We start from the raw sequence: 23,840 nt of genomic DNA, 5'->3' as shown, positions 1-23,840 counted from the left end.
CCGGAATGTTAACGATATGCCAACGCGCGGTATTCCGTGGCCTTACCCTTTGCCCTCACCGCGAAACCAGCCGCGGCAACCGCGCGATCGGCTCGACGCGAATGTCCCGGAAGAACGTCTCGGCGCCCTCCGACTGGAGCTGGATCCGGCCATGCGTCAGCGGCACGCGGCGCCCGGCGGCGTCGATCTCCGCCAAATCGGTCAGCGCCATCACCGGCACGCCGTTGACGACATGGATAGCGCGGTCACCGACGACATAGAGGTCCAGCCGGTTCCACTGCCCCACCGGCTTCTCGGCATCGCGCGCGCCCTCGACATTCCAGTCCGGATTGCCGTTATTGGTCACGTCGATCGGCCGCCCGCCGACCCGGAAGCGGCGATGGGGATAGATAATGCCGCGGTCCTGCGCCGCCGTCGTCCGCGCGCGCACTTCGTTGCCCACCGGCACCACCATGCCCGTCGATCCCAGCATGATCTCGAATTCCACCGCGCGCATCCACGTCCCCCACACCGCGCCCGGCGCGCCGTGCGAGTGATAGAGCAGCCCGTTATTCTGCGGATCGGTCAGGCGCGGCGCCCAGACCTGATCGCCCCATTTAAACTCCAGGCTCAAATGGTAATTCGCCAGGTCGGCGGTGTGGACCAGGCTTCCCCAGGTCTTCCCCTCGACCCGCAGCGCGGGCGCGCCGTCTTCCTCCACCACCGAAAAATACGGCGCCGCGGCGGCGGGCACCCCCAGCGGCGCCACCGCCGGGCGGCGATAGGTCAGCCCCGGATCGTCATAGCCCAGCCACGGCTCCCATTCGTCCAGCCCCTTGCCGTCGAACAACAGCCGCGCCGGTCCCGTCGCCCTGGGTATATCGGCCAGCGTCAGGCGTTGCGCGCGCGCAGGCGGATCGCCCGCGATCGCCGCCTCGGGCGCGTCCTGCGCCACGGCACTCACCGGCAGCCCCAGTGCCAGCAGCACCGCAATCCATTGCACCCGCATCTCACTCTCCCATTGACTTGTGACAGCTTTGCTTCCATATGCGCCGCCAGCGAGGCATCATGCAGCGTGATCGGACACTTGCCCAGCATGGGTTTGTCCCGGCTCTGCCTCGGTTGATTTAGCGGCTTCCCAAGTCACGCGGGTCGTCATTTTTTGACCCCGCCTTCGCGCGCCGATTTGGCGTGCGCGCGTTTGGCTGTTGCAAGGTTATTACCATGGAATTCAAACAACTCGGCCTTTCCGAGATCGTCCTCTCTGCGCTCGCGGCAAAGGGCTATACCGAAGCCACGCCGATCCAGGCCCAGTCGATCCCGTCGCTGCTCGAAGGGCGCGACCTGCTCGGCATCGCCCAGACCGGCACCGGCAAGACCGCGGCGTTCATGCTGCCGTCGATCGATCGCCTGATCGCATCGGGCAAGCGCGCCCAGCCGCGCGGCTGCCGCATGCTCGTCCTCGCGCCCACCCGCGAACTGGCCAGCCAGATCGCCGAAAGCGCGCGTGCCTATTCGAAGGGCACCAAGCTGTCGGTCACGACGCTGTTCGGCGGCACCTCGGTCCACAAGAACAAGACCGACCTGGCCCGCGGCGTCGACATCGTCGTCGCGACGCCGGGCCGCCTCGTCGACTTGCTCGACCAGCATTACGCGATCCTGCTCGGCATCGAGATCCTCGTGCTCGACGAAGCCGACCAGATGATGGACCTCGGCTTCATCCATGCGCTGAAGCGCATCGTCCGCGAGCTTCCGTCGAAGCGCCAGACGCTGTTCTTCTCGGCGACGATGCCGAAGTCGATCCGCGAACTGGCCGGCCAGTTCATCAAGGACCCGGTCGAAGTGAAGGTGACCCCCGTCGCCACCACTGCCGAGCGCGTCGACCAATATGTCACGCATATCCAGCAGGCCGAGAAGCAGTCACTGCTGACGATCCAGCTCCGCGACCCCGCGATCGACCGTGCGCTGATCTTCACCCGCACCAAGCATGGCGCCGACCGCGTCGTGAAGCTGCTCGCGGGCAGCGGCGTTGCGTCGAACGCGATCCATGGCAACAAGAGCCAGCCCCAGCGCGAGCGCGCGCTCGCCGAGTTCCGCTCGGGCAAGGTCAAGGTGCTGATCGCGACCGATATCGCCGCGCGCGGGATCGACGTGTCGGGGGTCAGCCATGTGTTCAATTTCGAGCTGCCCAATGTGCCCGAGCAATATGTCCACCGCATCGGCCGCACCGCGCGCGCCGGCGCTGCGGGCATCGCGATCAGCTATTGCGCCGATGACGAGCGTCCGTACCTGCGCGACATCGAGAAGCTGACTCGCCAGAAGCTGACCGTCCAGCCGCTGCCCGAGAATTTCCTCGGCGAATCGGCCAAGATCAAGTCGAGCCGCGCGCCGATGCCGGTCAGCCGCGATGAGCAGAATGGCCGCAGCGGTCGTGCGATGCAGAGCCAGGGCCGTCCCGGCGGCGGCCAGCGCAGCGCCGCGCCGCGCGGTGGCCAGGGTCAGGGCGAGCGCCGCGAGGCACGCCCGTTCAACGGCGAGCGTCGCGACGACGCCCGCCGCCCGGCACCCACCGGCGAGCGCAGCGGCGAACCCCGCCGCGACTCGGCTCCGCGCAGCGATGCACCGCGCGGCGACGCCCCCCGCAACTATGCGCGGCCCAAGAGCAAGTTCACCGCCCGCCCGGCCCGTCCCGCCGGCGCCGGCGGCAGCCGCCCGCGCTGATCGGCGGGGCTAACCCCGCCTCGAGCGTACCACGCGCCATCGGCATCCTGCCGGTGGCGCGTTGTTTTTGGGGACGGCAGATTTGAAGGGACGCTCTTTTTTAACAGCGGGGCTTATGCCGCTCAGCCGATCCCGCTCTCGTCGCCCTGATACTTGACCTGCAGATACCGCCCCCGCGTCGCGAGCAGGTCGAGGTCACCCTGCGCGAGTTGCGCCGACATGCCCGCGATCTCGTCGTCGATCACCTGTAGCCCCTGCGCAAGCTGCTGGTCCGGCGTCAGCCCGTTGCGCTCGACGCGGCGGAGCGGTTCGGGGACGCGGGCATAGCCCTTGATCAGTTCGGGCAGTTGCTCGCCCACCAGCTTGCGGACTTCGGTCGCCGCCGGGGATTGTTCGTCGAGCTGTGCGAGCTGCGGCGCGAGGAACTCCAGCTTCACGCCGATCGAATCGACCAGCCCCAGCACCGGCGAGGGCAAAGCGGGCCGCTGCCCCTCCAGCCAGCGTTCGGTGGTCAGCGGCAGCGCCTTGAGCGGCACCTGCTGGAGCTGCTCGACGCTGGGAGCGCCAACGAGTGGGAAGATCGCGAAGCCGATCGTCGCGACGACGAGCAACAGCATCATCAACAGCGCGCCGAACATCCCGATCCCGCCGGGCAGGATCAGCCCGGCGACCAGCGCGGCCATCAGGATCGCGCCGTCGGCAACGGCGATGCGCCCCACGCGGCGCAGCACTTCGGCCTGGCGCTGCTGGCGCGCGCGCTTCGACACCTTGCCATAGCGCTCGCGGGTGCGATCGAGCAGTTCGGAGGTGCGCGCCAACTGGCGATCGACGTCGGTGCTCATTGCGGCCTACATCGCCTCCAGCTTGAAGGTCTCGCCCGGGCCGGAGAGCTGGTTCTGCGCCGCGCCCTCGGCGCGCGCGATATAGCCCTTCGACTTCTCGACTTCGCTGGACAGCGTCGTGACCGTGGTCTTCATGCTGTCGAGCGCCTTCAGCTTGAAGGTGTCGATCGCGTCCATCGTGTCATAGATGTTCTGGAACGCGCGCTGGAGCGTCTCGACCGGGATCGTCGCATTGACCGCCTGTTCGTGGATCGCCGCAGACTGGCTCTTGAGCAGCTTGCCGGTCGAATCGATCAGGTTCGCGGTGGTGGTGTTCAGCGCGGTGATCTGGTCGAGCACCAGCTTCTGGTTGGTCAGTGCCTGCGCCACGGTGACCGCGGTGCGCAGCGCCGAGACGGTCGTCGTGGAGGCGCGATCGACGCCTTTGACCAGTTCGACATTGTTCTTCTTGACCAGGTCGAGCGCCAGATAGCCCTGCACCGTCACCGCCATCTGGGTCAGCAGGTCCTGGGTACGCTGGCGGACATAGAAGAGCGCGGTCTCGCGGATCGCCTTGGCCTTGGCCGGATCGCTATGGTCGAGGTCGTTGGCCTTGTCCTCGAGCTTGGCGTCCATCGCCTTGGACAGATAGATCATCTGTTCCAGCCGGCCCATCGCCGCCCACAAATTCGCGCGCTCGGTATCGATCGCGGCATTGTCCATCAGCAGCTCGTCCTTGCCGTTGGACAGCGCCTTGAGGATGCCGTTGATATGGCTTTGCGACGATTGGTATTTGCGGAAATACTGCTTCATCCCGCCGCCGCCGAACAGCTTCGACAGAAAGCCGTCATTGCCGCCGACCAGTCGGCCATTCTTGCTCGGATCGAGATCCTCGACGGTCTTGCGCAGCGCGAGCAGGTCGGCGCCGACGCCGGTGTCGTTGCCGATCGCCTTTACCGGGCGATCGAGGAAGCGGTTCGACTGGCCCGCCGCCTCACGGATTTCCTTCTGTCCCATTGCCGCGATCGCATCGACGCGCTTGCCGAATTCGGGCGAGTTCACGTCCTGGGCGATCAGGTCGTCGATGAAGCTGTCGACGCGGGTCTCCAGCTCAGACTTTTTCTTGTCGTCGACGGGCACGAGGCCGGCGGCCTTTTCGGGCGCCACGACCTGCACCGGATCGGGGGGCGTCAGTACCAGTTCCTGTTCCGCCACCGCGGTCTGCGTCGCCATTTCGCCAATCTCCAGAGTTTGGGCGCCACAATAGGGACAATCCTGCGGCTGTCCAAGTGTGTCGTTTAGATAGGACACTGCGCGCCCCGACGCCAGTACGCCCTGCGCTACCCCTTCCCGCAACGCACAAATTGCGCTATGGGCGCCGCGAAACCGCGATTCCGCGACACTCAGGATACCGCATGAACCTCCGCAACGTGGCGATCATCGCCCACGTCGACCATGGCAAGACCACGCTCGTCGACCAGCTTTTCCGTCAGTCCGGGACCTTCCGCGACAACCAGCGCATCGAAGAGCGCGCGATGGATTCGAACGACCTCGAAAAGGAGCGCGGGATCACCATCCTGGCCAAGTGCACCTCGGTGGACTGGGAAGGCACGCGCATCAACATCGTCGACACCCCCGGCCACGCCGATTTCGGCGGCGAGGTGGAGCGCATCCTGTCGATGGTCGACGGCGTGATCCTGCTGGTCGACGCATCCGAAGGCGCGATGCCGCAGACCAAGTTCGTGACCGGCAAGGCTCTGGCGCTGGGCCTGCGTCCGATCGTCGTGGTCAACAAGATCGACCGCCCCGACGAGCGCATCCAGGAAGTGCTCGACGAGGTCTTCGACCTGTTCGTCAGCCTCGAAGCGAACGACGAACAGCTTGATTTTCCAGTACTTTATGCCTCGGGCCGCAATGGTTACGCCAATGAGGACAGCAACCTTCGCGAAGGTACGCTGACGCCGCTGTTCCAGAAGATCGTCGACCATGTCCCCGCCCCCTCGGCCGATCCGGAGGGTCCGTTCAAGTTCCTGGTGACGCTGCTCGACCGCGACAATTTCCTTGGCCGCATCCTCACCGGCCTGGTCTTCTCGGGCTCGCTCAAGACCAACCAGGCGATCCACGCGCTCGACAACGACGGCAAGATCGTCGAGACCGGCCGCGCGTCGAAGATCATGACCTTCCGCGGGCTGGAGCGCGTGCCGACCGACGAGGCGCAGGCGGGCGACATCATCAGCCTGGCGGGCCTGACCACCGCGACCGTCTCCAACACGATCTGCGACCCCTCGGTCAGCGATCCGCTCCACGCGCAGCCGATCGATCCGCCGACGCTGTCGATGCGCTTCGCCGTCAACGATTCGCCGATGGCGGGCCGCGAGGGTACCAAGGTGACGTCGCGCATGATCCGCGACCGCCTGTTCCGCGAAGCCGAATCGAACGTCGCGATCAAGGTGACCGAAGCCGACGACCGCGATTCGTATGAAGTCGCGGGCCGCGGCGAGCTTCAGCTCGGCGTGCTGATCGAGACGATGCGCCGCGAGGGCTTCGAACTCGGCATCAGCCGCCCGCGCGTGCTGTTCGGCACCGACGAGGACGGCAAGAAGACCGAGCCGTACGAGACCGTCATCATCGACGTGGACGAGGAATATTCGGGCACCGTCGTCGAGAAGATGAACATCCGCAAGGCCGAGATGACCGACATGCGCCCCTCGGGCGGCGGCAAGACCCGCATCACCTTCTCGGCGCCGAGCCGCGGGATGATCGGCTATCACGGCGAATTCCTGTCCGACACGCGCGGGACGGGCATCATGAACCGGCTGTTCGAGAAATATGGCCCGCACAAGGGCAATATCGAGGGCCGCAAGAACGGCGTGCTGATCTCCAACGGTTCGGGCGAAGCCAACAGCTATGCGCTCGGCCCGCTCGAAGAGCGCGGCATCCTGTTCGTCGGCCATGGCGAGGCGCTGTACGAGGGCATGATCGTCGGCGAGAATGCCAAGCCCGACGACCTTGAAGTCAACCCGATGAAGGCCAAGGCGCTCACCAACTTCCGCGCCAGCGGCGGCAAGGACGACGCCATCCGCCTGACCCCGCCGAAGAAGATGACGCTGGAACAGGCCATCGCCTATATCGACGACGACGAAATGGTCGAAGTGACCCCGAAGTCGATCCGCCTGCGCAAGCGCCACCTCGATCCGCATGAGCGGAAAAAGGCTAGCCGGGCGAAGCAGGCGGCGTAAGGCTGCGGGTTTTTGATTTGAGATACGAAGGGCGCCGGGGGAGACTCCGGCGCTTTTTTGTTGGGGGGGTCGTCACGCAGCCCTAGCTAATCTCGAAAGCGATCTCCCAATAGGTGCTTGGAAGGCGGAGCTACCACGGCGTTTCGCGCCTCCGCGCCGGCGACAGTCAGCCTCACTATGTAGCCGTGGCGAACAAACTCTTCGAGATCGCGATCGTCTGCACGCGATTTGAGGCCGGCGCCAAGTTCATCTCCTGCGTCGGCGGAAGCCGGGCCCAGGGCTTGGCTATAAACGCAGCCTGCTCGCGCGAATTCTCGGTATCAATGGTTATTCCGACGCGGGGCTGCCCGGCGCGCCGAGGATCGCGAAATCTATGCCGGCGGGATTAGGTGCGAATCATTCCATGCGCCGATTTATGGAGCATATTATGCACTATTCGTGAAATGGAGCGCTGCGCTCCCCCTAAAAAAAATATACGCGAAACTGCAAACGGGGGAGAAGCCCAAACGCCTTGTGCCGCAACGGGTCCGCGCGGGCGTGAGACTTGAGCCCGGATGAACCATGGTGAACCGGGGCGGATAGGCCCTTGCAAGTAAAACGCTATAGTCGCTAAATAGCAATCAGGTGCTCAACGGCACCCTCCCCTAGCGTTCCATAGCTTAGGGGAGGCGGATAGGTAGGCCGAGCCAGCAAAGCGACCGCCCCTTCCACAAGGGCGCGTCCTAACGCCTACCTATCCGCTCCTTCAATGCATATATGTTGTAAATTCCCAATTCAACTCTCGCCTGAATTTTTCAAAGATTTTCCATTCCCTTTCTGCCCGCGTTTCTTGCTGCTTTGCGCGCGATGTGCCTTGCGATGATCGAAGCGTTGAAACTGCAGCTATTATAGCTGAATTCTGTCTACGAGATTCCTGACGCGGCTTTGAAAAGGCGTATGCGCCCTGAATCAGGCCGTCACTACCCACCACTTTTTGGTGAATCTGGAGCAGGTCGCTGCCGGCCAGTTCTACTTTTAGAGTTAAGCGCGTCATTGATGCAGTGGCCGAGCGTTGCTCATCCCCCTTTGTTCAACGCTTGATCGATAGTCACTGCCTTCATGAAGCCCTGACCCAAAGGGGTCAGCATGTGATTCAGTTCAGGTACCGTGATTGTCCCCGTTTCGGTTGGCCCAAACCATCCGCGTCGCAAAAGCGGGACCGGCTGTGTCGCATCATAGGGCATCGCTCCAGAAGACTGGTAGATTAACGTTACGAGATCGCCGAGCATCTCCTCGAAACGTGCCGGAACAACCACCGTGCCATTGATGCGTAACTCTCGGCTACGTATCTGGTGAAGTACCCGGTTCGCGGAAAATATGCGTGGCAATGATGCTATGCATCGAAGGCGAAGAAGATTCTGAACCGAGACGGCCCGATCTTCCTCACTGAACTTGCGCCACTTTACGTCCGCTTTGGTATTCATCTCGTTATTGAATGCCTGGATCTCCGCTTCGGAACTGAATTCGCGGTAGACGACGCTTGGGTGCAGCAACTCCAGTAATGCAGTGTCAGCGGGAGAAAGCGACCGCAGAATCTCGATGTGGAGTTTGTTGACCTTGAGATTTTCCGACACTGATGCCTTGACGATCAAGCGCGCCCAAAGCTCCTGGACATCGTCCTCATCCTCTTGAGACGCCGCCTCGATCGTCCTCATTGAATCGCCGAACGGGAGCGCATTCAAAGCCGCTTCTGGAACGGCGCGATCTTGGACAATCCGATCCACCTTTTCGCGGATGCGGAGGAGATTTTTGAAGCGCCACAGCTTCACGTTATCGGCGAGCATTTCGCCATATTCGGTGAGCGCAGGGCCAAACACACGGCGCAGTGCGCCTCGGCTGCCACCGGCAACTTCCTTGACGATCTCACCTTCACCTAAGGTCGACATGTGCCCGGTCCTGCCCCGATTGTACCGCTCGCTTAATAGTGCGCTTTGCGAATCTACCCGATGTACGCCACGCAGAGCCCGGGTTCAAAAGAACTTGGCAGAATCAAGGGCGGGAGGTTGCCGACTGGACGCCCGCTTCGCTCCATGAACTAGCAACTGCCAGCAAGCGCCCCTAATTAGAACAAACCATAAACAAAACGCTGTCCTACACCCCCGCCCCTCACTTACACCCTCCGCGACTCGCGTTAATCACAGGAGGCAAGGACCATGCAGAACCGTGTTCCCGTAGCGCGCGCCGAGCGGCGCGACCTTCCCGACTTTGCGCCGGTGCCGCGCAAGGGCAATCGGCATGACGGGTGGACGCCCGCGCGGCAAAAGGCGTTTGTCGAGGCGCTGGCCGATACCGGATCGGTGCGGCGGGCGGCGGCGATGGTGAATATGGCGCAGGCCAATGCCTATGCGCTGCGCCGGGCGGCGGGGGCCGAGGGGTTTCGGCGGGCGTGGGATGCGGCGCTCGATTTCGGGCTGGCGCGGCTGAAGGATGCGGCGTTCGAGCGCGCGATCGAGGGCGAGCTGATCCCGGTCTTCGACCGCGGCAAGCTGATGGGGTTTCGCCGCAAGCGCAACGACGCGCTGCTGATGTTCTGCCTGCGCCATTATGGGCAGGATGCGTCGGGGAGGCGGACGACGATCAACACCTTCTCGCGCGCCAGTGCCGGGGCGGCGGCGGGCGAAGGCGGGGCGGCGGCGGCGAGCGCGACGGTGCGCACGGTCATCACCGGGGCGGGCGAAGACGGCGGCGCGGCGCGGGCGGATGCGCTGGCGGCGGCGCTGGAGGACTTTGCCGGGGTGACGCTGGACCCCCAGGCCGAGGCGGGAATCGCGGCGGTGCTGGCCGCCTGTGCCGAGCGGCAGGTGCGCGTCGAGGCCGCGATCGATGCGGGCGGCGAGCGCGGCGCGGACGCGGTGGAGGACGATCCCGACGAACCCTTTGTCCGGCTGCCGCTGAACGGCAATCCCTATCGCGGCACGCTGGAGCCGGTCGTGACGCTGGAGGACGAAGAGGATGAGGGCGAATGGCACGCTGCGCTGCCGCCTCCCGCGCCCCAGGACGCGGGGTAGCGGGTCAGGCGTAGTGCCGGACGGTGCCCATCAGCGAGAGCAGATGCGTCTCCAGCCGGACGCGGTCGCGCAGCCGGGGCAGCATCGCGCGGGTCTCGCGGACGAAGGTGTCGCGGTCGGCGGCGATGCGCTGGGGCGTCCAGGCGGTGAGATAGTCGCCCCAGTTGCTCTTGAGCGTCTCGAACTCCTGGTGGGCGCGATCGACTTCGGTCGGGCTCGCGTCCATCTGGTCCTCGAGCGCGAGATCATAGATGATCGCGTCTTCGAGCGCGAGGTGCGACGCCACCGTCTGGACGAGATGGTCGAGCGCGAGCGCCAGATCCTCGGCCCCGGCCTGGCGATCGATCAGCGTGGAAAGGCGTTTGGACAGCAATTCTATCGCGGCATGATCCCGCAACAATTCAACGCGATCGACTTCGGCCATGAACATATCCTCGAAAGCTGCCGATACCCCGTATCGGTAGCACCCGTACCCGGGACTATACAATATATAGCAGGGCCGCGCGAGTCCGGGCGGATCAGCGGCCCATTTCGAGCAGGACCGCCCATTCGGCGTCGCGCACCGGGGTGACCGACAGCCGCGACTGGCGGATCACCTCGAGCTCGGCGAGCCGCGCCTCGGCCTTGATCGCCGCGAGCGTCACCGGGCGGGCGAGCTTTTCGACCGGGCGCACCGCGACGCTGGCCCATTTGCCGTCGTCGCCATCGGGCTGCCAGGCGCGGGTGATCTCCATGATCCCCACCGCCGCCTTCTCGGTGTTCGAATGATAAAAGAGCGCGCGGTCGCCCGGCGCCATCTCCTTGAGGAAATTGCGCGCGGTATAGTTGCGCACGCCATTCCATTCGGTCTCGCCATCGCGGACAAGGTCGTCCCACGAATAGGCATCGGGTTCGGATCGCAGCAGCCAATACGCCATGGCCCCCGTTAACCGCCTAAACGCCCGCTGAACACCCGATTCCGAACCGGTTCAGCCACGGCGCGGTATTCCCGCATCACAGCGTCGCGAATCGGGGCAGAGGGTGCCGGGCACGACGCCAAGTCGAGGAGATCATCATGGCCACTATACTGAAGAAGGCAGTGCTGGGCGCCGCGATGGGCGCGAGCGTGTTGACCGTCATGGCGCCGACCGCCGAAGCCCAGCGCTATCGCCATTATCGCGACCGCGACAATACCGGGGTGGCGATCGTCGCCGGGGTCGCGGGGCTGGCGCTGGGCGCCGCGCTGGCGAACGACCGCCGCTATGATTACGACCGCCGCTATTATCGCGAGCGCGGCTATTACCCGCGCGACGGCTATTATTACCGCCAGCATTACCGGCACTATCGCGGGTACGAGACCTGCAACGTCCGCCGGGTGTGGGACCCCTATGAGGGTCGCCGGGTGCTGGTCCGCTATTGCCGCTGATCGCTGCACCGACAGGTTCGTCCGATGGGGCGCGGCATGCGAATGCCGCGCCCCATTGGCTCATACCTTCGCGTGAGTCGCCAGCGGGCGCGGGGGCGCTAAGATACGCGGCATGAACGCAGATTCGGCCCCCCGCCCCGACCCCGCCGACCCGTATCAGCGGACCGCGCAGACCTTCCCGATCCTGCCGCCGGAGATGGCGGAGCGCGTCGCGGCGTTCGGTCAGGAGGAAGCGCTGGAGGACGGCGCGCTGCTCTTCGCGCGGGGCGACACCAGCGTCGATTTCTTCCTGTGCCGCGCGGGGCATATCGAGATCGTCGATACCGCGGCCGATGGCGCGCCGCATATTATCCACCTGCACGAGCCCGGCCAGTTCACCGGCGAGCTCGACCTGTTCAACGAGCGCAAGGTGCTGGTCACCGGGCGCGCCAAGGGGCCGACCCGCGTCGCGCGCGTCCACCGCAACGCGTTTCGCCGGATGATGACCGCCGAGCCCGATATCGGCGAGATCGTGATGCGCGCGTTCATCCTGCGCCGGATGGGCATGCTGCTCCATGGCGAGGGCGGCGTCGCGCTGATCGGCGCGGCGCATGCGGCGGACATGTCGCGGATCGAGACCTTCCTGACGCGCAACGCAATGCCGCATCGCCGGATCGATACTGAGACCGATGCCGATGCGGCGGGCTTCCTCGAATGTTTCTCGCTGACCGCGCGCGACTTGCCGGTGGTGGTCGCCGAGGGGCGCGCACTGCGCAACCCGACCAACGCCCAGCTCGCCGACGCGCTGGGGCTCGACACCGCGATCGACCCCGAGCATGTCCATGACGTCGCAGTGGTCGGCGCCGGGCCGGCGGGGCTGGCGGCGGCGGTCTATGCCGCGTCGGAAGGGCTCGACACGATCGTGATCGAGGCCATCGCGCCGGGCGGACAGGCGGGCACCAGCAGCAAGATCGAGAATTACCTCGGCTTCCCGACCGGCATTTCCGGGCAGGCGCTCGCGGGCCGCGCGCAGGTGCAGGCGCAGAAATTCGGCGCGCGGCTGCTCGTGTCGCGCGGGGCGGCGGGGATCGATTGCGAGCAGCACCCCTATGTCGTCCAGCTCGACGACGGCAAGTCGCTCAAGGCGCGCGCGGTGGTGGTCGCGACGGGCGCGCGCTACCGCAAGCTCGACTTGCCGCGCTATGCCGAGCTGGAGGGCAACGGCATCTATTACGCGGCGACCGCGATGGAGGCGGCGCTGTGCGCGACGCAGGAGGTCGTCGTCGTGGGCGGCGGCAATTCGGCGGGACAGGCGGCGATCTATCTCGCGCGGACGGCGGGACATGTCCACATGCTGGTGCGCGGCGAGGGGCTGGCGGCGACGATGTCGAGCTATCTGATCGACCGGATCGAGGCGTCGGAGCGGATCACGCTCCACCCGTTTACCGAAGTCACCGCGCTGGAGGGCGACGCGCATCTGCGCGCGCTGACCTGGACCGACCGGCGCAGCGGCGAGTCGCGCGACCTGCCCGTCGGCGCGCTGTTCGTGATGATCGGCGCGGTCCCCAATACCGACTGGCTGGGCGATTGCCTCGACCTCGATCCCGCCGGCTTCGTGCGGACCGGCGGCGGCGAAACGGTGTTCTGTTCGTCGAAGCCGGGGATCTTCGCCGTGGGCGACGTGCGCGCCGGATCGATCAAGCGCGTCGCGTCGGGGGTGGGCGAAGGATCGGTCGTGGTGTCGGCACTCCACCGCTACCTTGAAAGCGTCGCGCAATAGCGGCAAAGGGCTGGCCCATGAGCGATACTCCCCCCGACCGCCTATCGGTCAATCCGAAGAGCCCCTTTTTCCAGCGCGAGCTGCTCGAACGCGGCATCGGCATCCGCTTCAAGGGCGTCCAGCGCCGCGACGTGGAGGAATATTGCATCTCCGAAGGCTGGATCCGCGCGGCGCTTGGCAACAAGGTCGATCGCCACGGCAACGCGCTGACGATCAAGCTGAACGGGCCGGTCGAGGCGTGGTTCGAGAGCGGTGTGGAGGCTGAGGCGAGCGAAGAGGGCGAGGAGTCCGCCGCGTAATTTCGCCTCCTGTGCTCCTGCGCAGGAGAGCAACTGCTCAGTCGAACAGCCCTTCCTGCGCGGTGGGCGGGGGATCGAGGCCGAGATGCTTCCACCCGGCGGCGTTGAGGCAGCGCCCGCGCGCGGTGCGGGCGATCATCCCGATCTGGATGAGATAGGGCTCGATCACTTCCTCGATCGTGTCGCGCGCCTCGCTGAGCCCGGCGGCGAGCGTTTCGACGCCGACCGGGCCGCCGCGATAAATGTCGGCGATCATCATGAGGTAGCGCCGGTCCATCGTATCGAGCCCGAGCGCGTCGACTTCGAGCCGAGTCAGCGCGGCGTCGGCGGCTTTCGCATGGACCACGGGCTCGCCCAGCACATTGGCGAAATCGCGGACCCGGCGCAGCAGCCGCCCGGCGATGCGCGGGGTGCCGCGCGCGCGGCGGGCGATCTCATGCGCGCCGTCGGGGGCGATCGCGAGGTCGAGCAGTGCTGCGGCGCGGGTAACGACGCGCTCCAGCTCCTCGACCGTATAGAATTGCAGCCGCACCGGGATGCCGAACCGGTCGCGCAAGGGGGTGGTGAGCAGCCCCTGCCGCGTGGTCGCGCCGACCAGGGTGAAGCGGGGCAAGTCGATCCGCACCGACCGCGCCGACGGCCCCTCGCCGATCATCAGGTCGAGCGCGCGATCCTCCATCGCGGGGTAGAGGACCTCCTCGACCGCGGGGGCGAGGCGGTGAATCTCGTCGATGAACAGCACGTCGCCGTCCTCGAGATTGGTCAGCAGCGCGGCGAGATCGCCCGACTTGGCGATGACCGGGCCCGACGTGGCGCGGAAGCCCACCCCCATTTCGCGCGCGACGATCTGCGCCAGCGTGGTCTTGCCGAGACCGGGGGGGCCGAAGAACAGGACATGGTCTAGCGCCTCGCCGCGCGAGCGCGCCGCCTGGATGAACACCCGCAGATTTTCGCGCGCGGCGCGCTGGCCGACGAAATCGTCGAGATTCTTGGGGCGCAGCGCGGCGTCGATATCCTCGGGTTTCCGGGCGGCGGCGAGGAGGCGATCGTCGGTCATGGGTGGGCGCCATTGTCGAGCGGGAACGCTTGCGCCGCGAGGGTGCAGGTTCCTAGAATTGCTGGCATCGGACGGCGCACCCCTGGCGGTATCCCCTGCGGTACGTTGGATGCTGAACCAAGTTCAGCCTGACGGGGGTGAGGACTCACTTCGCCGCCTTTCGCAGCGCCAGCCGGACGAGGGCGTCGAGGCTCGCGCCCGGCCCCAGCTCGTCGCTCGCCGCGCCCACTGCCGCCGACGCCTCGGCAGGCCGGAAGCCCAGGTTGAGCAGCGCCGAGACCGCGTCCGACGCCGCCCCGCCCGCGGGCGCCGCGACTCCGGCGCCGCCCAGCGCGATGCCGCCCGCCTTGTCCTTCAATTCGTTGACGATGCGCTGCGCCAGTTTCGGCCCCACCCCGTTTGCGCGCGCGATCATCGCCGCGTCGCCGCGCGCGACCGCGGTGCGCGCCTCGTCGGGCGAGAGGATCGAGAGGATCGCCAGCGCGACCTTCGCCCCGACGCCCTGGACGCTGGTGAGCAGCTTGAACCAGTCGCGTTCGTCGGCGCTGGCAAACCCCATCAGCCGGATCGAATCCTCGCTGACCAGCATCTCGGTATGCACCGTCACCACGCCCTCGACTGCGCCGAGCTTCTCCAGCGTCTTGGCCGAGGCCCCGACCAGATAGCCGACGCCGCCCACGTCGATCACCGCATAATCGGCGCCGGTCGCGGACAAGCGGCCTTTGAGATGCGCGATCATGCCGCGCGCCGGGGTTTCAGAGGTTGCACGTCCCGGTACATAAACGGAACACACGCCCCGAGCAAAGCCAAATCAGCCGATCCGCCGCGCGCTCGCCAGATGGTGTGCGTGACAGATCGCCACGGCCAGCGCATCGGCGGCGTCGGGGCCGTCGATCTTCACGCCGGGGAGCAGCCGCGCGACCATTGCGTGCACCTGTGCCTTTTCCGCCGCGCCGGTGCCGACCACGGCCTTTTTGACCAGCCGCGCGGCATATTCGCCGACGTCGATCCCGGTGCGCGCGACTGCGCAGATCACGACGCCGCGCGCCTGGCCCAGCTTGAGCGTCGTCTGGGGGTTGGCGTTAACGAACACTTCCTCGACCGCGGCACCATCGGGGGCGTGGTCGGCGACCAGCGCGGACAGCATCGCGTCGAGATGCGCGAGGCGGCGGGGGAGCGGCGCCTGGGTGTCGGTCTTGAGCCGGCCATTGGCGATGTGGCTGAGCCGGTTGCCGTCGGCGCGGATCAGGCCCCAGCCGGTGGTGCCGAGGCCGGGATCGAGGCCGAGGAGGATCATGGCTCCTCCCCGGAACGGGGAGGGGGACCGCCGACCGCAGGTCGGTGGTGGAGGGGGCCAGCCTCAAGCGAATCGTGCGGGGCGAGCCCCCCTCCACCATTGGCTCTGCCAATGGTCCCCCTCCCCGTTCCGGGGAGGATTTTCTTCAACCCAGCTTCTCCATCACGTCGTCCGCGATTTCGTAATTGCCCCAGACCGTCTGGACGTCGTCATCGTCGTCGAGCGCGTCGAGCAGCTTGAACAAAGTCGCGGCGTCGCCTTCGTCGACCGCGACCATCGTCTGCGGCTTCCAGGCGAGCTTGGCGCCCTCGGCCTCGCCCAGCACGGGCTCGAGCGCCTTGGCGACTTCGTGGAGGTCGCCCTGCGCGGTCCAGATTTCATGGCCGTCCTCGGACGAGGTCACGTCCTCGGCGCCCGCCTCCAGCGCGGCTTCGAACACCTTCTCGGCGTCGCCGACCTTGGCGGCGTAGTTGATGAGGCCCATCCGGTCGAAGGCATGGCTGACCGATCCCGGCGCGCCCAGATTGCCGCCATTCTTGCTAATCGCGGTGCGCACGTTGGTGACGGTGCGGTTGCGATTGTCGGTCAGCGTCTCGACGATCAGCGAAACCCCGCCGGGGCCGAACGCCTCGTAGCGGATTTCCTCATAATTCTCGGCGTCGCCCTTGCTCGCCTTGTCGATCGAGCGCTGGATATTGTCCTTGGGCATCGACTGCGCCTTGGCGGCATTCACCGCGGCGCGCAGCCGCGGGTTCATGTCCGGATCGGGCAAGCCCATCTTGGCCGCGACGGTGATTTCGCGGCTGAGCTTGGAGAACATGCCCGAGCGCTTCTTATCCTGCGCGCCCTTGCGGTGCATGATGTTCTTGAATTTGGAATGGCCTGCCATTGCGCTCTCTTGGGACTATGTCGGGCGTCTCTAGGCCAGCGGATGCGGGTTTCGCAATGGCGGGCCGGAAGACGGCGCCGAGGACACTGCCCCCGCTGCGCCGCCGCCGATTGCGATCAGACCAGCCCGAGCGCCTGCTTGTAGGTTTCGAGCAGCATCTCCGCCTCGTCGCGATGGTGCTTCTCCATCTTGCGCAGGCGGACGATCGACCGCATCGTCTTGACGTCGAAGCCGGTCGACTTGGCCTCCGCGTAGACATCCTTGATGTCGTCGGCGATGCCCTTCTTCTCTTCCTCGAGCCGCTCGATGCGCTCGATCAGCAGGCGCAGTTGTTCAGCGGAAATCGAGTCGGACATTCGTGGCTCCTGAAACTGGGAAGCGGGGGCGATAGAGAAGGCCTAGCCCGCGCTCAAGCCCTATCGCCCCGGTTCGCTCATCGACGGCGGATCGCTGGCGGGGAAGCTGTCTTCGATCGCGTCGTCCAGCATCTCTTCGCGGTGGTTGCGCGCGACGCTGGCCTCCATCCGGGCGAGTTGCTCGGGCGTCGCCTCGCCCTGGAACTTCGCCTTCCACTCGGCGAACGGCATGCCATAGACCAGCGCACGCGCCGCATCGCGCGTCATGCTGCCCTCGGCCTCCGCCACCCAGTCGGCCAGGCAGTTGCGGCAAAACCCCGCCAGCCCCATCAGATCGATATTTTCGGCGTCGCTCCGGTGTCGCAAATGGCGCACGAGCCGCCGGAAAGCCCGTGCCGCGACGGCGTCGTCCAGCGTTTCAAGGTCCATTGCGCGTGCCTCCACGGTTGATCCTGCTACAGTAAAGGCTAGAGGCAGCCACGCACAAGCCGAGGAATGACAACGATGACCCAGGCCATTAGCCCCCGATCGCGCAAGGTACGCGTGCTGGCCACGCTCGGCCCGGCCAGCGACACGCCGGAAATGATCGAACGCCTGTTCGTGGCGGGCGCCGACGCCTTCCGCATCAATATGAGCCATGGCGACCAGGCGTCGAAAATCCCCCTGTTCGAAGCGATTCGCGCGATGGAGAAGCGGATCGGGCGGCCGACGACGATCCTCGCCGACCTCCAGGGCCCCAAGCTGCGCGTCGGCAAGTTCGCCGAGGGCAAGATCATACTGCGCACCGGGCATGAATTCATCCTCGACCGCGATCCGACTCCGGGCGACGAAACCCGCGTCGAGCTGCCCCATCGCGAAATCTTCGAGGCGGCGCATCCCGATGCGCGGCTGCTGCTCGACGACGGCAAGCTGGTGCTGCGCGTCGTCAGCGTCGCGGGCGACCGGATGACGACGATCGTCGAAGTCGGCGGGCCGCTGTCCAATTCGAAGGGGCTCAACGTCCCCGACATGGTGCTGCCGCTGGCCGCGCTGACCGACAAGGACCGCAGCGACCTGGCCTTTGCCGTCGAGCAGGGCGCCGACTGGATCGCGCTGAGCTTCGTCCAGCGGCCCGAGGATCTGATGGAAGCGCGGCGGCTGATCGGCGGCAAGGCGGCGCTGCTCGCCAAGATCGAGAAGCCCTCCGCGATCGCGCGGCTCGACGAGATCATGGAGCAGTGCGACGGCGTGATGGTCGCGCGCGGCGACCTGGGCGTCGAATTGCCGCCGCAGAGCGTGCCGCCGCTCCAGAAGCGCATCGTCGAGACCGCGCGGCGGCTGGGCCGCCCGGTGATCGTCGCGACGCAGATGCTCGAATCGATGATCGATTCGCCCTCCCCCACCCGCGCCGAAGTGTCCGACGTCGCCACCGCCGTCTATGACGGCGCCGATGCGATCATGTTGTCGGCGGAAAGCGCGGCGGGGCAATGGCCGGTCGAATCGGTGGCGATGATGAATTCGATCGCCGATGCCGTCGAGCGCGACCCCGCGCATGGCGACCGCGTCCACTTCACCGTCACGCATCCCGACCCGACCACCGCCGACGCGCTGGCCGAGGCGGCGAAGAACATCGCGCGCACCGTGTCAGCGGCGGCGATCATCTGCTTCACCTCGTCGGGATCGACCGCACGGCGAATCGCGCGCGAGCGTCCGCCGGTGCCGATCATGGGGCTGACGCCGCGGCTGGAGACGGCGCGGCGGCTGGGGCTGTTGTGGGGGATGCACGCGGTCCAGACGCGCGACGTCGAATCGTTCGAGGAAATGGTCGCCAAGGCCAAGCGGATGGCGCTGCGCCACCATATCGCGACTGCAGGCGACCGAGTCGTGCTGTGCGCGGGCGTGCCCTTCAAGACGCCGGGATCGACCAACGTGCTCCACGTCGTGACGATCGTCGGCGACGAACTGACCAGCTATCGCGGGCCCGAGGGCGGCTGAACGCCGGACGCCCGCAAGCACAGAAAAGGCGGCGCTGCGCGGAGATCCGCGCGGCGCCGTTTTGCTATCAAGGCCGATGGCCCGGGATCAGTTGCTGTCGGGTTCGTCGCTGGCGATGACCACGGCGGCGCCGACTGCGGCGATGAGTCCGCCAAGGACCAGCCAGGTCGGAATGACGGGCACGGCGTCCGAGCCATGCTTGGCGCCGGTGGTCGCGCGACCAAGCGACAGCGCCGATGCACGCGAGGCCGAAGCCATTGCGGGGGTGGCAGCGAGGGAAAGGGCGGCGGCGCCGATCAGTGCAGTGCGAACGAGCTTCATCGATCCGTCTCCAGAAAGAGGGCACATACTCTGCCACGGTACGGCGAAAGCGCGGGCCTGGCGGATACAGCTTAAATGCGGGATCGAGCCGCGAAAGCGGAAATCGACCGGAGCGCCGTTTCCCGCGAGAACCGTTGCTGCAATGCAACATATTCGCCGCGATCAGACGGCGAAGCTTAGGTCCCGGAGCGATTCGCGCAGCGATTCGGCATCGACAAAGAGAATCGCGTGGATGCCCATCGCGGCCGCGGCGGCGATATTGGCGGCGTTATCGTCGACGAACACCGCTTCTTCCGGCGCCAGCCCGAATCGATCGAGCGCGAGCCGGTAGATCGCCGGATCGGGCTTCACCAGCCGTTCGTCGCCCGACACCACGATCGCGCGGAAGCGATCGAACAGCGCCGATTCGCGCGCGCGGAACGGCGGCCAGAACTCGCCGGAGAAATTGGTGATCGCGAACAGCGGGACGCCCGCCGAATCGAGCGATTCGACGAGTTCGGGCATGCCGGGCAGCGCATGCGGAATCTGCTCGCCGAACCGCGGCCCCCACAGCGCGATCATCTCGGCATGCTGGGGATACAGTGCGGCCAGCTCTGCCGAGGTCTCGGCAAAGGGTCGTCCAGCGTCGTGCTGGAAATGCCACGCCTTGGTCGCGACAGTGGACAGAAACGCGTCAAGCGCCTGATCGTCGCCGATCAGACGCCCGTACAAGTATCGCGGATTCCAGTCGTACAGCACATTGCCGACATCAAAGATGACGGCGGACGGCTGAACCACCGGACTTAGCCCTGGCGGGCCTTGAACCGACGATTGGTCTTGTTGATCACGTAGGTCCGGCCACGGCGGCGGATTACGCGGTTGTCGCGGTGCCGCCCCTTGAGCGACTTCAATGAATTCACGATCTTCATGACCGATTCGCTTCTCGAATTATCTGGATGCCGGAAAAGAGGCGCCCGCCTAGATGCAGGGCGGTACCAAGTCAAGGCATGGCCGGTTTCCAGGCCCGTATATAAGAGCGCATCAAGCCGGTTGGCAGTTGCCTCCGCTTGGCCCAGATGGGAACCGACTCACCCCAAGCCGGGTTTCAACGCAGGCGGGCCGTTTCGCCCGCGAAACAGGAGGTACGCCGTGACCAAACCGATTCGCCTAGCCCTTGCCTCCGCCGGCGCGCTGCTGCTCGCGGGTTGCGCGACGGGCTATCGCCAGGCGCCGGTGGACGTCACGCGCTACCATCTGGGCCAGCCGATGGAGCGGACCACGGTGGCGATCGAGCCGATGTCGGGCGCGGTCCAGGTCAGTTCCGAATATCAGGCCTATGCCGATGCCGTGGGCACCGAGCTTGAGCGGCTGGGCTATGTCCGCGCGCGCAGCGACATGGCCTCGGGCTATATCGCCGCGGTGTCGTTCACCCGCGGCACGAAGAGCAGCTTCCGCGAGCCGCCGCCCGTTTCGATCGGGCTGGGCGGCGGCGGCTTCACCGGCGGACGGCGCGGCGGCGGCGTCGGGCTGGGCGGCGGCGTCAGCTTCGGGCTGGGCAAGGGCAAGCGGCACGACCTGATCGGATCCGAGCTGTGGGTCCAGCTGCGGCGGCGCAGCGACAACAGCACGATCTGGGAAGGCCGCGCGATCACCGAAGCGATGAGCGACCAGCCGGGCACCGCGCCGCCGGAAACCGCAGCGCGGCTGGCGCAGGCGCTGTTCAGGGACTTCCCCGGAGAGTCCGGGATCACTATCACGGTGAAATGAGCATCCACATCAACGCCGCGTTCGACGGCGGCAACATTCGTCCCATCGCCATCGACGGCGACCGCGTGGACCTGGAAATCGCGACCGACCATGCGTCCGATTTCTACCAATGGTTCCACTTCCGCGTCGCCGGGGCGAAGGGGCGTACCGTCACCTTCCGCATCCTGAACGCGGGCGGATCGGCCTATCCGTTCGGCTGGCCGGGATACGCACCGCGGTGGAGCACCGATCGTGAGACCTGGCGCACTACCCCCGCCGACTATGCCGATGGCGTGCTGAGCTTCACGCGCACGATCGACAGCGACATCGTCTGGTTCGCCTATTTCGCGCCCTATTCGATGGAACGGCACCACGATCTGGTGACGCGGATCGCGGCGCTGCCGGGGGTCCGGCATCGCGAACTGGGCACGACGCTGGACGGCCAGCCGATCGATTGCCTGACGATCGGCGACGGGCCGAAGCAGGTGTGGCTCTATGCCCGCCAGCATCCCGGCGAGACGATGGCCGAATGGTGGATGGAAGGCGCGCTGGAAAAGCTGACCGACCTTGCCGACGCCCCGGCGATGCTGCTGCGTGCCAAGGCGACGATCCACCTCGTCCCCAATATGAACCCCGACGGATCGCGGCGCGGGCATTTGCGCACCAACGCCGCGGGCGTGAACCTCAACCGCGAATGGCACAGCCCGACGCCCGACAAGAGCCCCGAAGTGCTGGCGGTGCGCAATGCGATGGACGAGAGCGGCGTGGCGTTCGCGATCGACGTGCATGGCGACGAGGCGATCCCGGCGAACTTCCTCGCGGGGTTCGAGGGCATTCCGAGCTGGACCGACGCGCAGGGCGGGAAATTCTATCGCTATGCCCGCGAGCTGGCCGAGGCGACGCCCGATTTCCAGCTCGACCTGGGCTATGAGAAGGCGGCGCCGGGCAAAGCCAACCTGTCGATGTCGACCAACCAGCTCGCCGAGCGCTTCGGCGCCGTGTCGATGACGCTGGAAATGCCGTTCAAGGACCATGACGCCAATGCCGACGCCGAGTTCGCGTGGAGCCCGGCGCGGTGCAAGACGCTGGCGCATGCGTGCCTCGACACGCTGGCCGGGATGATCGACGAGATTTGATGGAAATCCGCGAGGGCGGCCTCGACGACCCACAGGTCATCGCGCTGCTGCGGCTGCATGCCGAGGGGATGCTCGCCAATTCGCCGCCGGGAAGTTGCCATTTCCTCGACCTGTCGGGGCTGAAGGTGCCCGAGGTGACCTTCTGGAGCGGGTGGGACGGCGACGCGCTGGTCGTGATCGGTGCGCTCAAGGCGCTGAGCGGCACCGAAGGCGAGATCAAGTCGATGCGCACCGCCCCCGCCGCGCTGCGCCGCGGGGCGGGCGCGGCGATGCTCGCGCACATCGTCGCCGAGGCACAGGCGCGCGGCTATGCGCGGCTGAGCCTCGAGACCGGGAGCGCGCCCGCATTCGACGCCGCAATCGCGTTGTACCGCCGCTTCGGCTTTGCCGAGTGCGGCCCGTTCGGCGACTATCGCCCCGATCCGTTCAGCCGGTTCCTGACCCGCGCGCTGTAGCGCCCGATTTCAGGACGGTTCTTCGCACCCGCACCATGATTGCGGCGTGACATTCCGATCACCGCCGCCTTATGACCGGCGCGGGCGCAAAAAGGGCGGGGATCGAATGCAAAGCAACGGGGTGCGGCGAAAGCCGCGGGCGGATCGACGTTGATCGACGTTCGCGAAGGCGGGTTGGATACACCCGAAGTCCAGGCACTGCTCCGGCTCCACCTCGAAGCGCTCCGCGCCGCCGCCCCGACCGAGGCGGTGCTTGCGCTCGACCTGATCGGGCTGCGGCGGGCGGACATCGCCTTCTACACCGCGTGGGAGGAGGGCCAGTTGCTCGGATGCGGCGCGCTGCGGACGCTGGATGCGACGCATGGCGAAATCAAGTCGATGCGGACGCATCCCCAAAGGCTGCGGCGGGGCACCGCGGCGGCTTTGCTGTCGCACATGCTGGGCGTCGGGCGCGAGCGCGGGCTGCGCCGGATCAGCCTGGAGACCGGATCTGGGCCGACGTTCGAGGCATCGCTGGCGCTGTACCGCCAGTTCGGCTTCACGCCCTGCGCTCCGTTCGGCGACTATTCCGCCAGCCCCGAAAGCCGTTTCCTGTCGCGGGTGCTGTAGCGCCGAACAAAAATCGGCAGCGCAGGGACCCGAACCGCGTTCGCGGCGTTGGCGTGGAGGGTGCGAAACGTGTGGCGACCCGCGCGCACGGCACGAACCGGTCGATGGAGAACGAGGCATAGTGCGGAACGCAGCGCGGCACGCTTCCGGCACAAGCCTGCTGGCCGGGATTGCCGGCTGGGTGGCGCTGCTTACCGCGCTGATCTGTTCGCTGGTCCCGCTCGGCCCGGCGCATGCGCGCACCATTGGCTCCGCCTTCGATCCGACGACCACGCTCGTCGTCGTCAGCCCGCGCGGCCCGCATGTCCGCAAGGGCGAGCGGTCCGCGCTACGTGCGCCCTCGCCCGAGGATAGCCGGTATCATCGTTTCGAACCGGCGACGCGCATCGTTTCGCCGCTGCTGACTGTGCGGGCTACTCCCGACACCGCGACTGGGTGCCCGGTCGGCCATGTCGCCGACGACGAGGTGCCCCTTGTCGCATGCAGAGCAGGCACGATCGGCGCACGGGCGCCGCCGCGCGGCTGATCCTTTCCTGCTCCCCGGCAGGTCGTGCCGCACCCGCGATCGGGCATGCGGCGACCCGCACTCGATTCGCGAGGCAGAAATGGAAGAAACTCCCCGCAAGAAGCGGCCCCCCTGGTGGTTCGCCACCGCGGTGTGGACCGCTGTCGCCGCTGCATCGGGCCTGTTGGCGCTCGTCATCGGCAGCACCATGGACTGAACCGGGTTTCCGGGGGCGGGCGCCCCCGG

27 protein-coding genes are annotated in these 23,840 nt (G+C 66.5%); 12 read left to right on the top strand and 15 right to left on the bottom strand.

Annotation, left to right across the window (positions count from 1 at the left end; genetic code table 11):
- Positions 1-55: 55 nt before the first annotated feature.
- A complete protein-coding gene (locus tag TS85_RS22420) occupies positions 56-988 on the bottom strand; it encodes a 3-keto-disaccharide hydrolase (protein WP_077228755.1) in 933 nt (310 codons plus the stop codon).
- 215 nt (positions 989-1,203) lie between these two features.
- On the opposite strand from TS85_RS22420, the gene TS85_RS22415 reads away from it, so the two are divergent.
- The gene (locus TS85_RS22415) at positions 1,204-2,700 is read left to right on the top strand and encodes a DEAD/DEAH box helicase (protein ID WP_044335240.1); all 1,497 of its coding nucleotides are present in this window, start codon (positions 1,204-1,206) and stop codon (positions 2,698-2,700) included.
- Positions 2,701-2,822: 122 nt separating this feature from the next.
- Here TS85_RS22415 and TS85_RS22410 read toward each other — a convergent pair whose 3' ends face one another.
- Together TS85_RS22410 and TS85_RS22405 are read right to left on the bottom strand one after the other, a co-directional pair.
- The gene (locus TS85_RS22410; protein ID WP_044335238.1) at positions 2,823-3,542 is read right to left on the bottom strand and encodes a hypothetical protein; all 720 of its coding nucleotides are present in this window, start codon (positions 3,540-3,542) and stop codon (positions 2,823-2,825) included.
- A gap of 6 nt (positions 3,543-3,548) precedes the next feature.
- On the bottom strand, positions 3,549-4,754 hold the full coding sequence (locus TS85_RS22405) for a toxic anion resistance protein (RefSeq protein WP_044335235.1): 1,206 nt from the start codon (positions 4,752-4,754) through the stop codon (positions 3,549-3,551).
- Positions 4,755-4,936: 182 nt separating this feature from the next.
- Here TS85_RS22405 and typA point away from each other — a divergent pair, with 182 nt between their 5' ends.
- A complete protein-coding gene (gene typA / locus TS85_RS22400; RefSeq protein WP_044335233.1) occupies positions 4,937-6,760 on the top strand; it encodes a translational GTPase TypA in 1,824 nt (607 codons plus the stop codon).
- Between the two features lie 1,055 nt (positions 6,761-7,815).
- Here the strand turns inward: typA and TS85_RS22395 are convergent.
- Positions 7,816-8,685, bottom strand: coding sequence for an Abi-alpha family protein (locus TS85_RS22395; protein WP_077228754.1), 870 nt, complete (start codon positions 8,683-8,685; stop codon positions 7,816-7,818).
- A gap of 267 nt (positions 8,686-8,952) precedes the next feature.
- On the opposite strand from TS85_RS22395, the gene TS85_RS24335 reads away from it, so the two are divergent.
- Entirely contained in the window at positions 8,953-9,807 is an 855-nt protein-coding gene (locus TS85_RS24335; RefSeq protein WP_052508063.1) for a hypothetical protein, read from the top strand.
- Between the two features lie 4 nt (positions 9,808-9,811).
- On the opposite strand, the gene TS85_RS22385 is transcribed toward TS85_RS24335, so the two are convergent.
- Both TS85_RS22385 and TS85_RS22380 read right to left on the bottom strand, forming a co-directional pair.
- Positions 9,812-10,231 (bottom strand): hemerythrin domain-containing protein, encoded by a 420-nt coding sequence (locus tag TS85_RS22385; RefSeq protein WP_044336825.1) that lies wholly within the window; start codon positions 10,229-10,231, stop codon positions 9,812-9,814.
- A gap of 94 nt (positions 10,232-10,325) precedes the next feature.
- Positions 10,326-10,724, bottom strand: a complete 399-nt coding sequence (locus TS85_RS22380; RefSeq protein ID WP_044335229.1) for an EVE domain-containing protein — start codon at positions 10,722-10,724, stop codon at positions 10,326-10,328.
- A gap of 137 nt (positions 10,725-10,861) precedes the next feature.
- Between TS85_RS22380 and TS85_RS22375 the strand changes: the two genes are divergently transcribed.
- From TS85_RS22375 to TS85_RS22365, 3 genes are all read left to right on the top strand, one after another.
- Positions 10,862-11,212, top strand: a complete 351-nt coding sequence (locus TS85_RS22375; RefSeq protein ID WP_044335227.1) for a hypothetical protein — start codon at positions 10,862-10,864, stop codon at positions 11,210-11,212.
- A gap of 112 nt (positions 11,213-11,324) precedes the next feature.
- Entirely contained in the window at positions 11,325-12,971 is a 1,647-nt protein-coding gene (locus tag TS85_RS22370) for an FAD-dependent oxidoreductase (RefSeq protein ID WP_044335225.1), read from the top strand.
- A 17-nt stretch (positions 12,972-12,988) separates the two neighbouring features.
- Entirely contained in the window at positions 12,989-13,270 is a 282-nt protein-coding gene (locus tag TS85_RS22365; RefSeq protein ID WP_044335223.1) for a DUF3297 family protein, read from the top strand.
- Between the two features lie 37 nt (positions 13,271-13,307).
- Here the strand turns inward: TS85_RS22365 and ruvB are convergent, their stop codons facing one another.
- The 6 genes from ruvB to TS85_RS22335 all read right to left on the bottom strand — a co-directional run bounded on the left by ruvB (position 13,308) and on the right by TS85_RS22335 (position 17,298).
- On the bottom strand, positions 13,308-14,327 hold the full coding sequence (gene ruvB / locus TS85_RS22360) for a Holliday junction branch migration DNA helicase RuvB (protein WP_044335221.1): 1,020 nt from the start codon (positions 14,325-14,327) through the stop codon (positions 13,308-13,310).
- Positions 14,328-14,472: 145 nt separating this feature from the next.
- Positions 14,473-15,066, bottom strand: coding sequence for a Holliday junction branch migration protein RuvA (gene ruvA, locus TS85_RS22355; RefSeq protein ID WP_044335220.1), 594 nt, complete (start codon positions 15,064-15,066; stop codon positions 14,473-14,475).
- Positions 15,067-15,138: 72 nt separating this feature from the next.
- A complete protein-coding gene (gene ruvC / locus TS85_RS22350; RefSeq protein WP_044335218.1) occupies positions 15,139-15,624 on the bottom strand; it encodes a crossover junction endodeoxyribonuclease RuvC in 486 nt (161 codons plus the stop codon).
- A gap of 145 nt (positions 15,625-15,769) precedes the next feature.
- The gene (locus TS85_RS22345) at positions 15,770-16,513 is read right to left on the bottom strand and encodes a YebC/PmpR family DNA-binding transcriptional regulator (RefSeq protein ID WP_044335217.1); all 744 of its coding nucleotides are present in this window, start codon (positions 16,511-16,513) and stop codon (positions 15,770-15,772) included.
- Between the two features lie 116 nt (positions 16,514-16,629).
- Positions 16,630-16,869 carry a DUF2312 domain-containing protein gene (locus TS85_RS22340; RefSeq protein WP_044335214.1) on the bottom strand — a complete coding sequence of 80 codons (240 nt, stop codon included), beginning with the start codon at positions 16,867-16,869 and terminating at the stop codon, positions 16,630-16,632.
- A gap of 60 nt (positions 16,870-16,929) precedes the next feature.
- Positions 16,930-17,298 (bottom strand): DUF1244 domain-containing protein, encoded by a 369-nt coding sequence (locus TS85_RS22335; RefSeq protein WP_044335212.1) that lies wholly within the window; start codon positions 17,296-17,298, stop codon positions 16,930-16,932.
- 75 nt (positions 17,299-17,373) lie between these two features.
- On the opposite strand from TS85_RS22335, the gene pyk reads away from it, so the two are divergent.
- Positions 17,374-18,843 (top strand): pyruvate kinase, encoded by a 1,470-nt coding sequence (pyk, locus tag TS85_RS22330; protein ID WP_044335210.1) that lies wholly within the window; start codon positions 17,374-17,376, stop codon positions 18,841-18,843.
- 87 nt (positions 18,844-18,930) lie between these two features.
- Here the strand turns inward: pyk and TS85_RS22325 are convergent, their stop codons facing one another.
- The 3 genes from TS85_RS22325 to ykgO all read right to left on the bottom strand — a co-directional run bounded on the left by TS85_RS22325 (position 18,931) and on the right by ykgO (position 20,072).
- Positions 18,931-19,164, bottom strand: a complete 234-nt coding sequence (locus tag TS85_RS22325; protein WP_044335208.1) for a hypothetical protein — start codon at positions 19,162-19,164, stop codon at positions 18,931-18,933.
- A 162-nt stretch (positions 19,165-19,326) separates the two neighbouring features.
- Positions 19,327-19,941 carry an HAD-IA family hydrolase gene (locus TS85_RS22320; RefSeq protein ID WP_044335206.1) on the bottom strand — a complete coding sequence of 205 codons (615 nt, stop codon included), beginning with the start codon at positions 19,939-19,941 and terminating at the stop codon, positions 19,327-19,329.
- Positions 19,942-19,946: 5 nt separating this feature from the next.
- Entirely contained in the window at positions 19,947-20,072 is a 126-nt protein-coding gene (gene ykgO / locus TS85_RS22315; RefSeq protein WP_029724010.1) for a type B 50S ribosomal protein L36, read from the bottom strand.
- A 220-nt stretch (positions 20,073-20,292) separates the two neighbouring features.
- On the opposite strand from ykgO, the gene TS85_RS22310 reads away from it, so the two are divergent.
- The 5 genes from TS85_RS22310 to TS85_RS22290 all read left to right on the top strand — a co-directional run bounded on the left by TS85_RS22310 (position 20,293) and on the right by TS85_RS22290 (position 23,615).
- A complete protein-coding gene (locus tag TS85_RS22310) occupies positions 20,293-20,910 on the top strand; it encodes a DUF4136 domain-containing protein (protein WP_044335200.1) in 618 nt (205 codons plus the stop codon).
- Positions 20,907-22,025, top strand: a complete 1,119-nt coding sequence (locus TS85_RS22305) for a M14 family metallopeptidase (RefSeq protein ID WP_044335199.1) — start codon at positions 20,907-20,909, stop codon at positions 22,023-22,025. Before TS85_RS22310 ends, TS85_RS22305 begins: the two co-directional genes overlap by 4 nt.
- Positions 22,025-22,480, top strand: coding sequence for a GNAT family N-acetyltransferase (locus TS85_RS22300; protein WP_044335197.1), 456 nt, complete (start codon positions 22,025-22,027; stop codon positions 22,478-22,480). The genes TS85_RS22305 and TS85_RS22300 overlap by 1 nt, the downstream gene beginning before the upstream one ends.
- A 150-nt stretch (positions 22,481-22,630) precedes the next feature.
- Positions 22,631-23,089, top strand: coding sequence for a GNAT family N-acetyltransferase (locus TS85_RS22295; RefSeq protein ID WP_044335195.1), 459 nt, complete (start codon positions 22,631-22,633; stop codon positions 23,087-23,089).
- 121 nt (positions 23,090-23,210) lie between these two features.
- Positions 23,211-23,615, top strand: coding sequence for a hypothetical protein (locus tag TS85_RS22290; RefSeq protein WP_155006528.1), 405 nt, complete (start codon positions 23,211-23,213; stop codon positions 23,613-23,615).
- Positions 23,616-23,840 lie beyond the last annotated feature (225 nt).

This window comes from Sphingomonas hengshuiensis, from assembly GCF_000935025.1.
GTDB classification, from domain to species: Bacteria; Pseudomonadota; Alphaproteobacteria; order Sphingomonadales; family Sphingomonadaceae; genus Sphingomonas; species Sphingomonas hengshuiensis.
The sequence above is the reverse complement of the archived record's forward strand: the minus strand, read 5'-3'. Positions and strand labels throughout refer to the sequence as shown.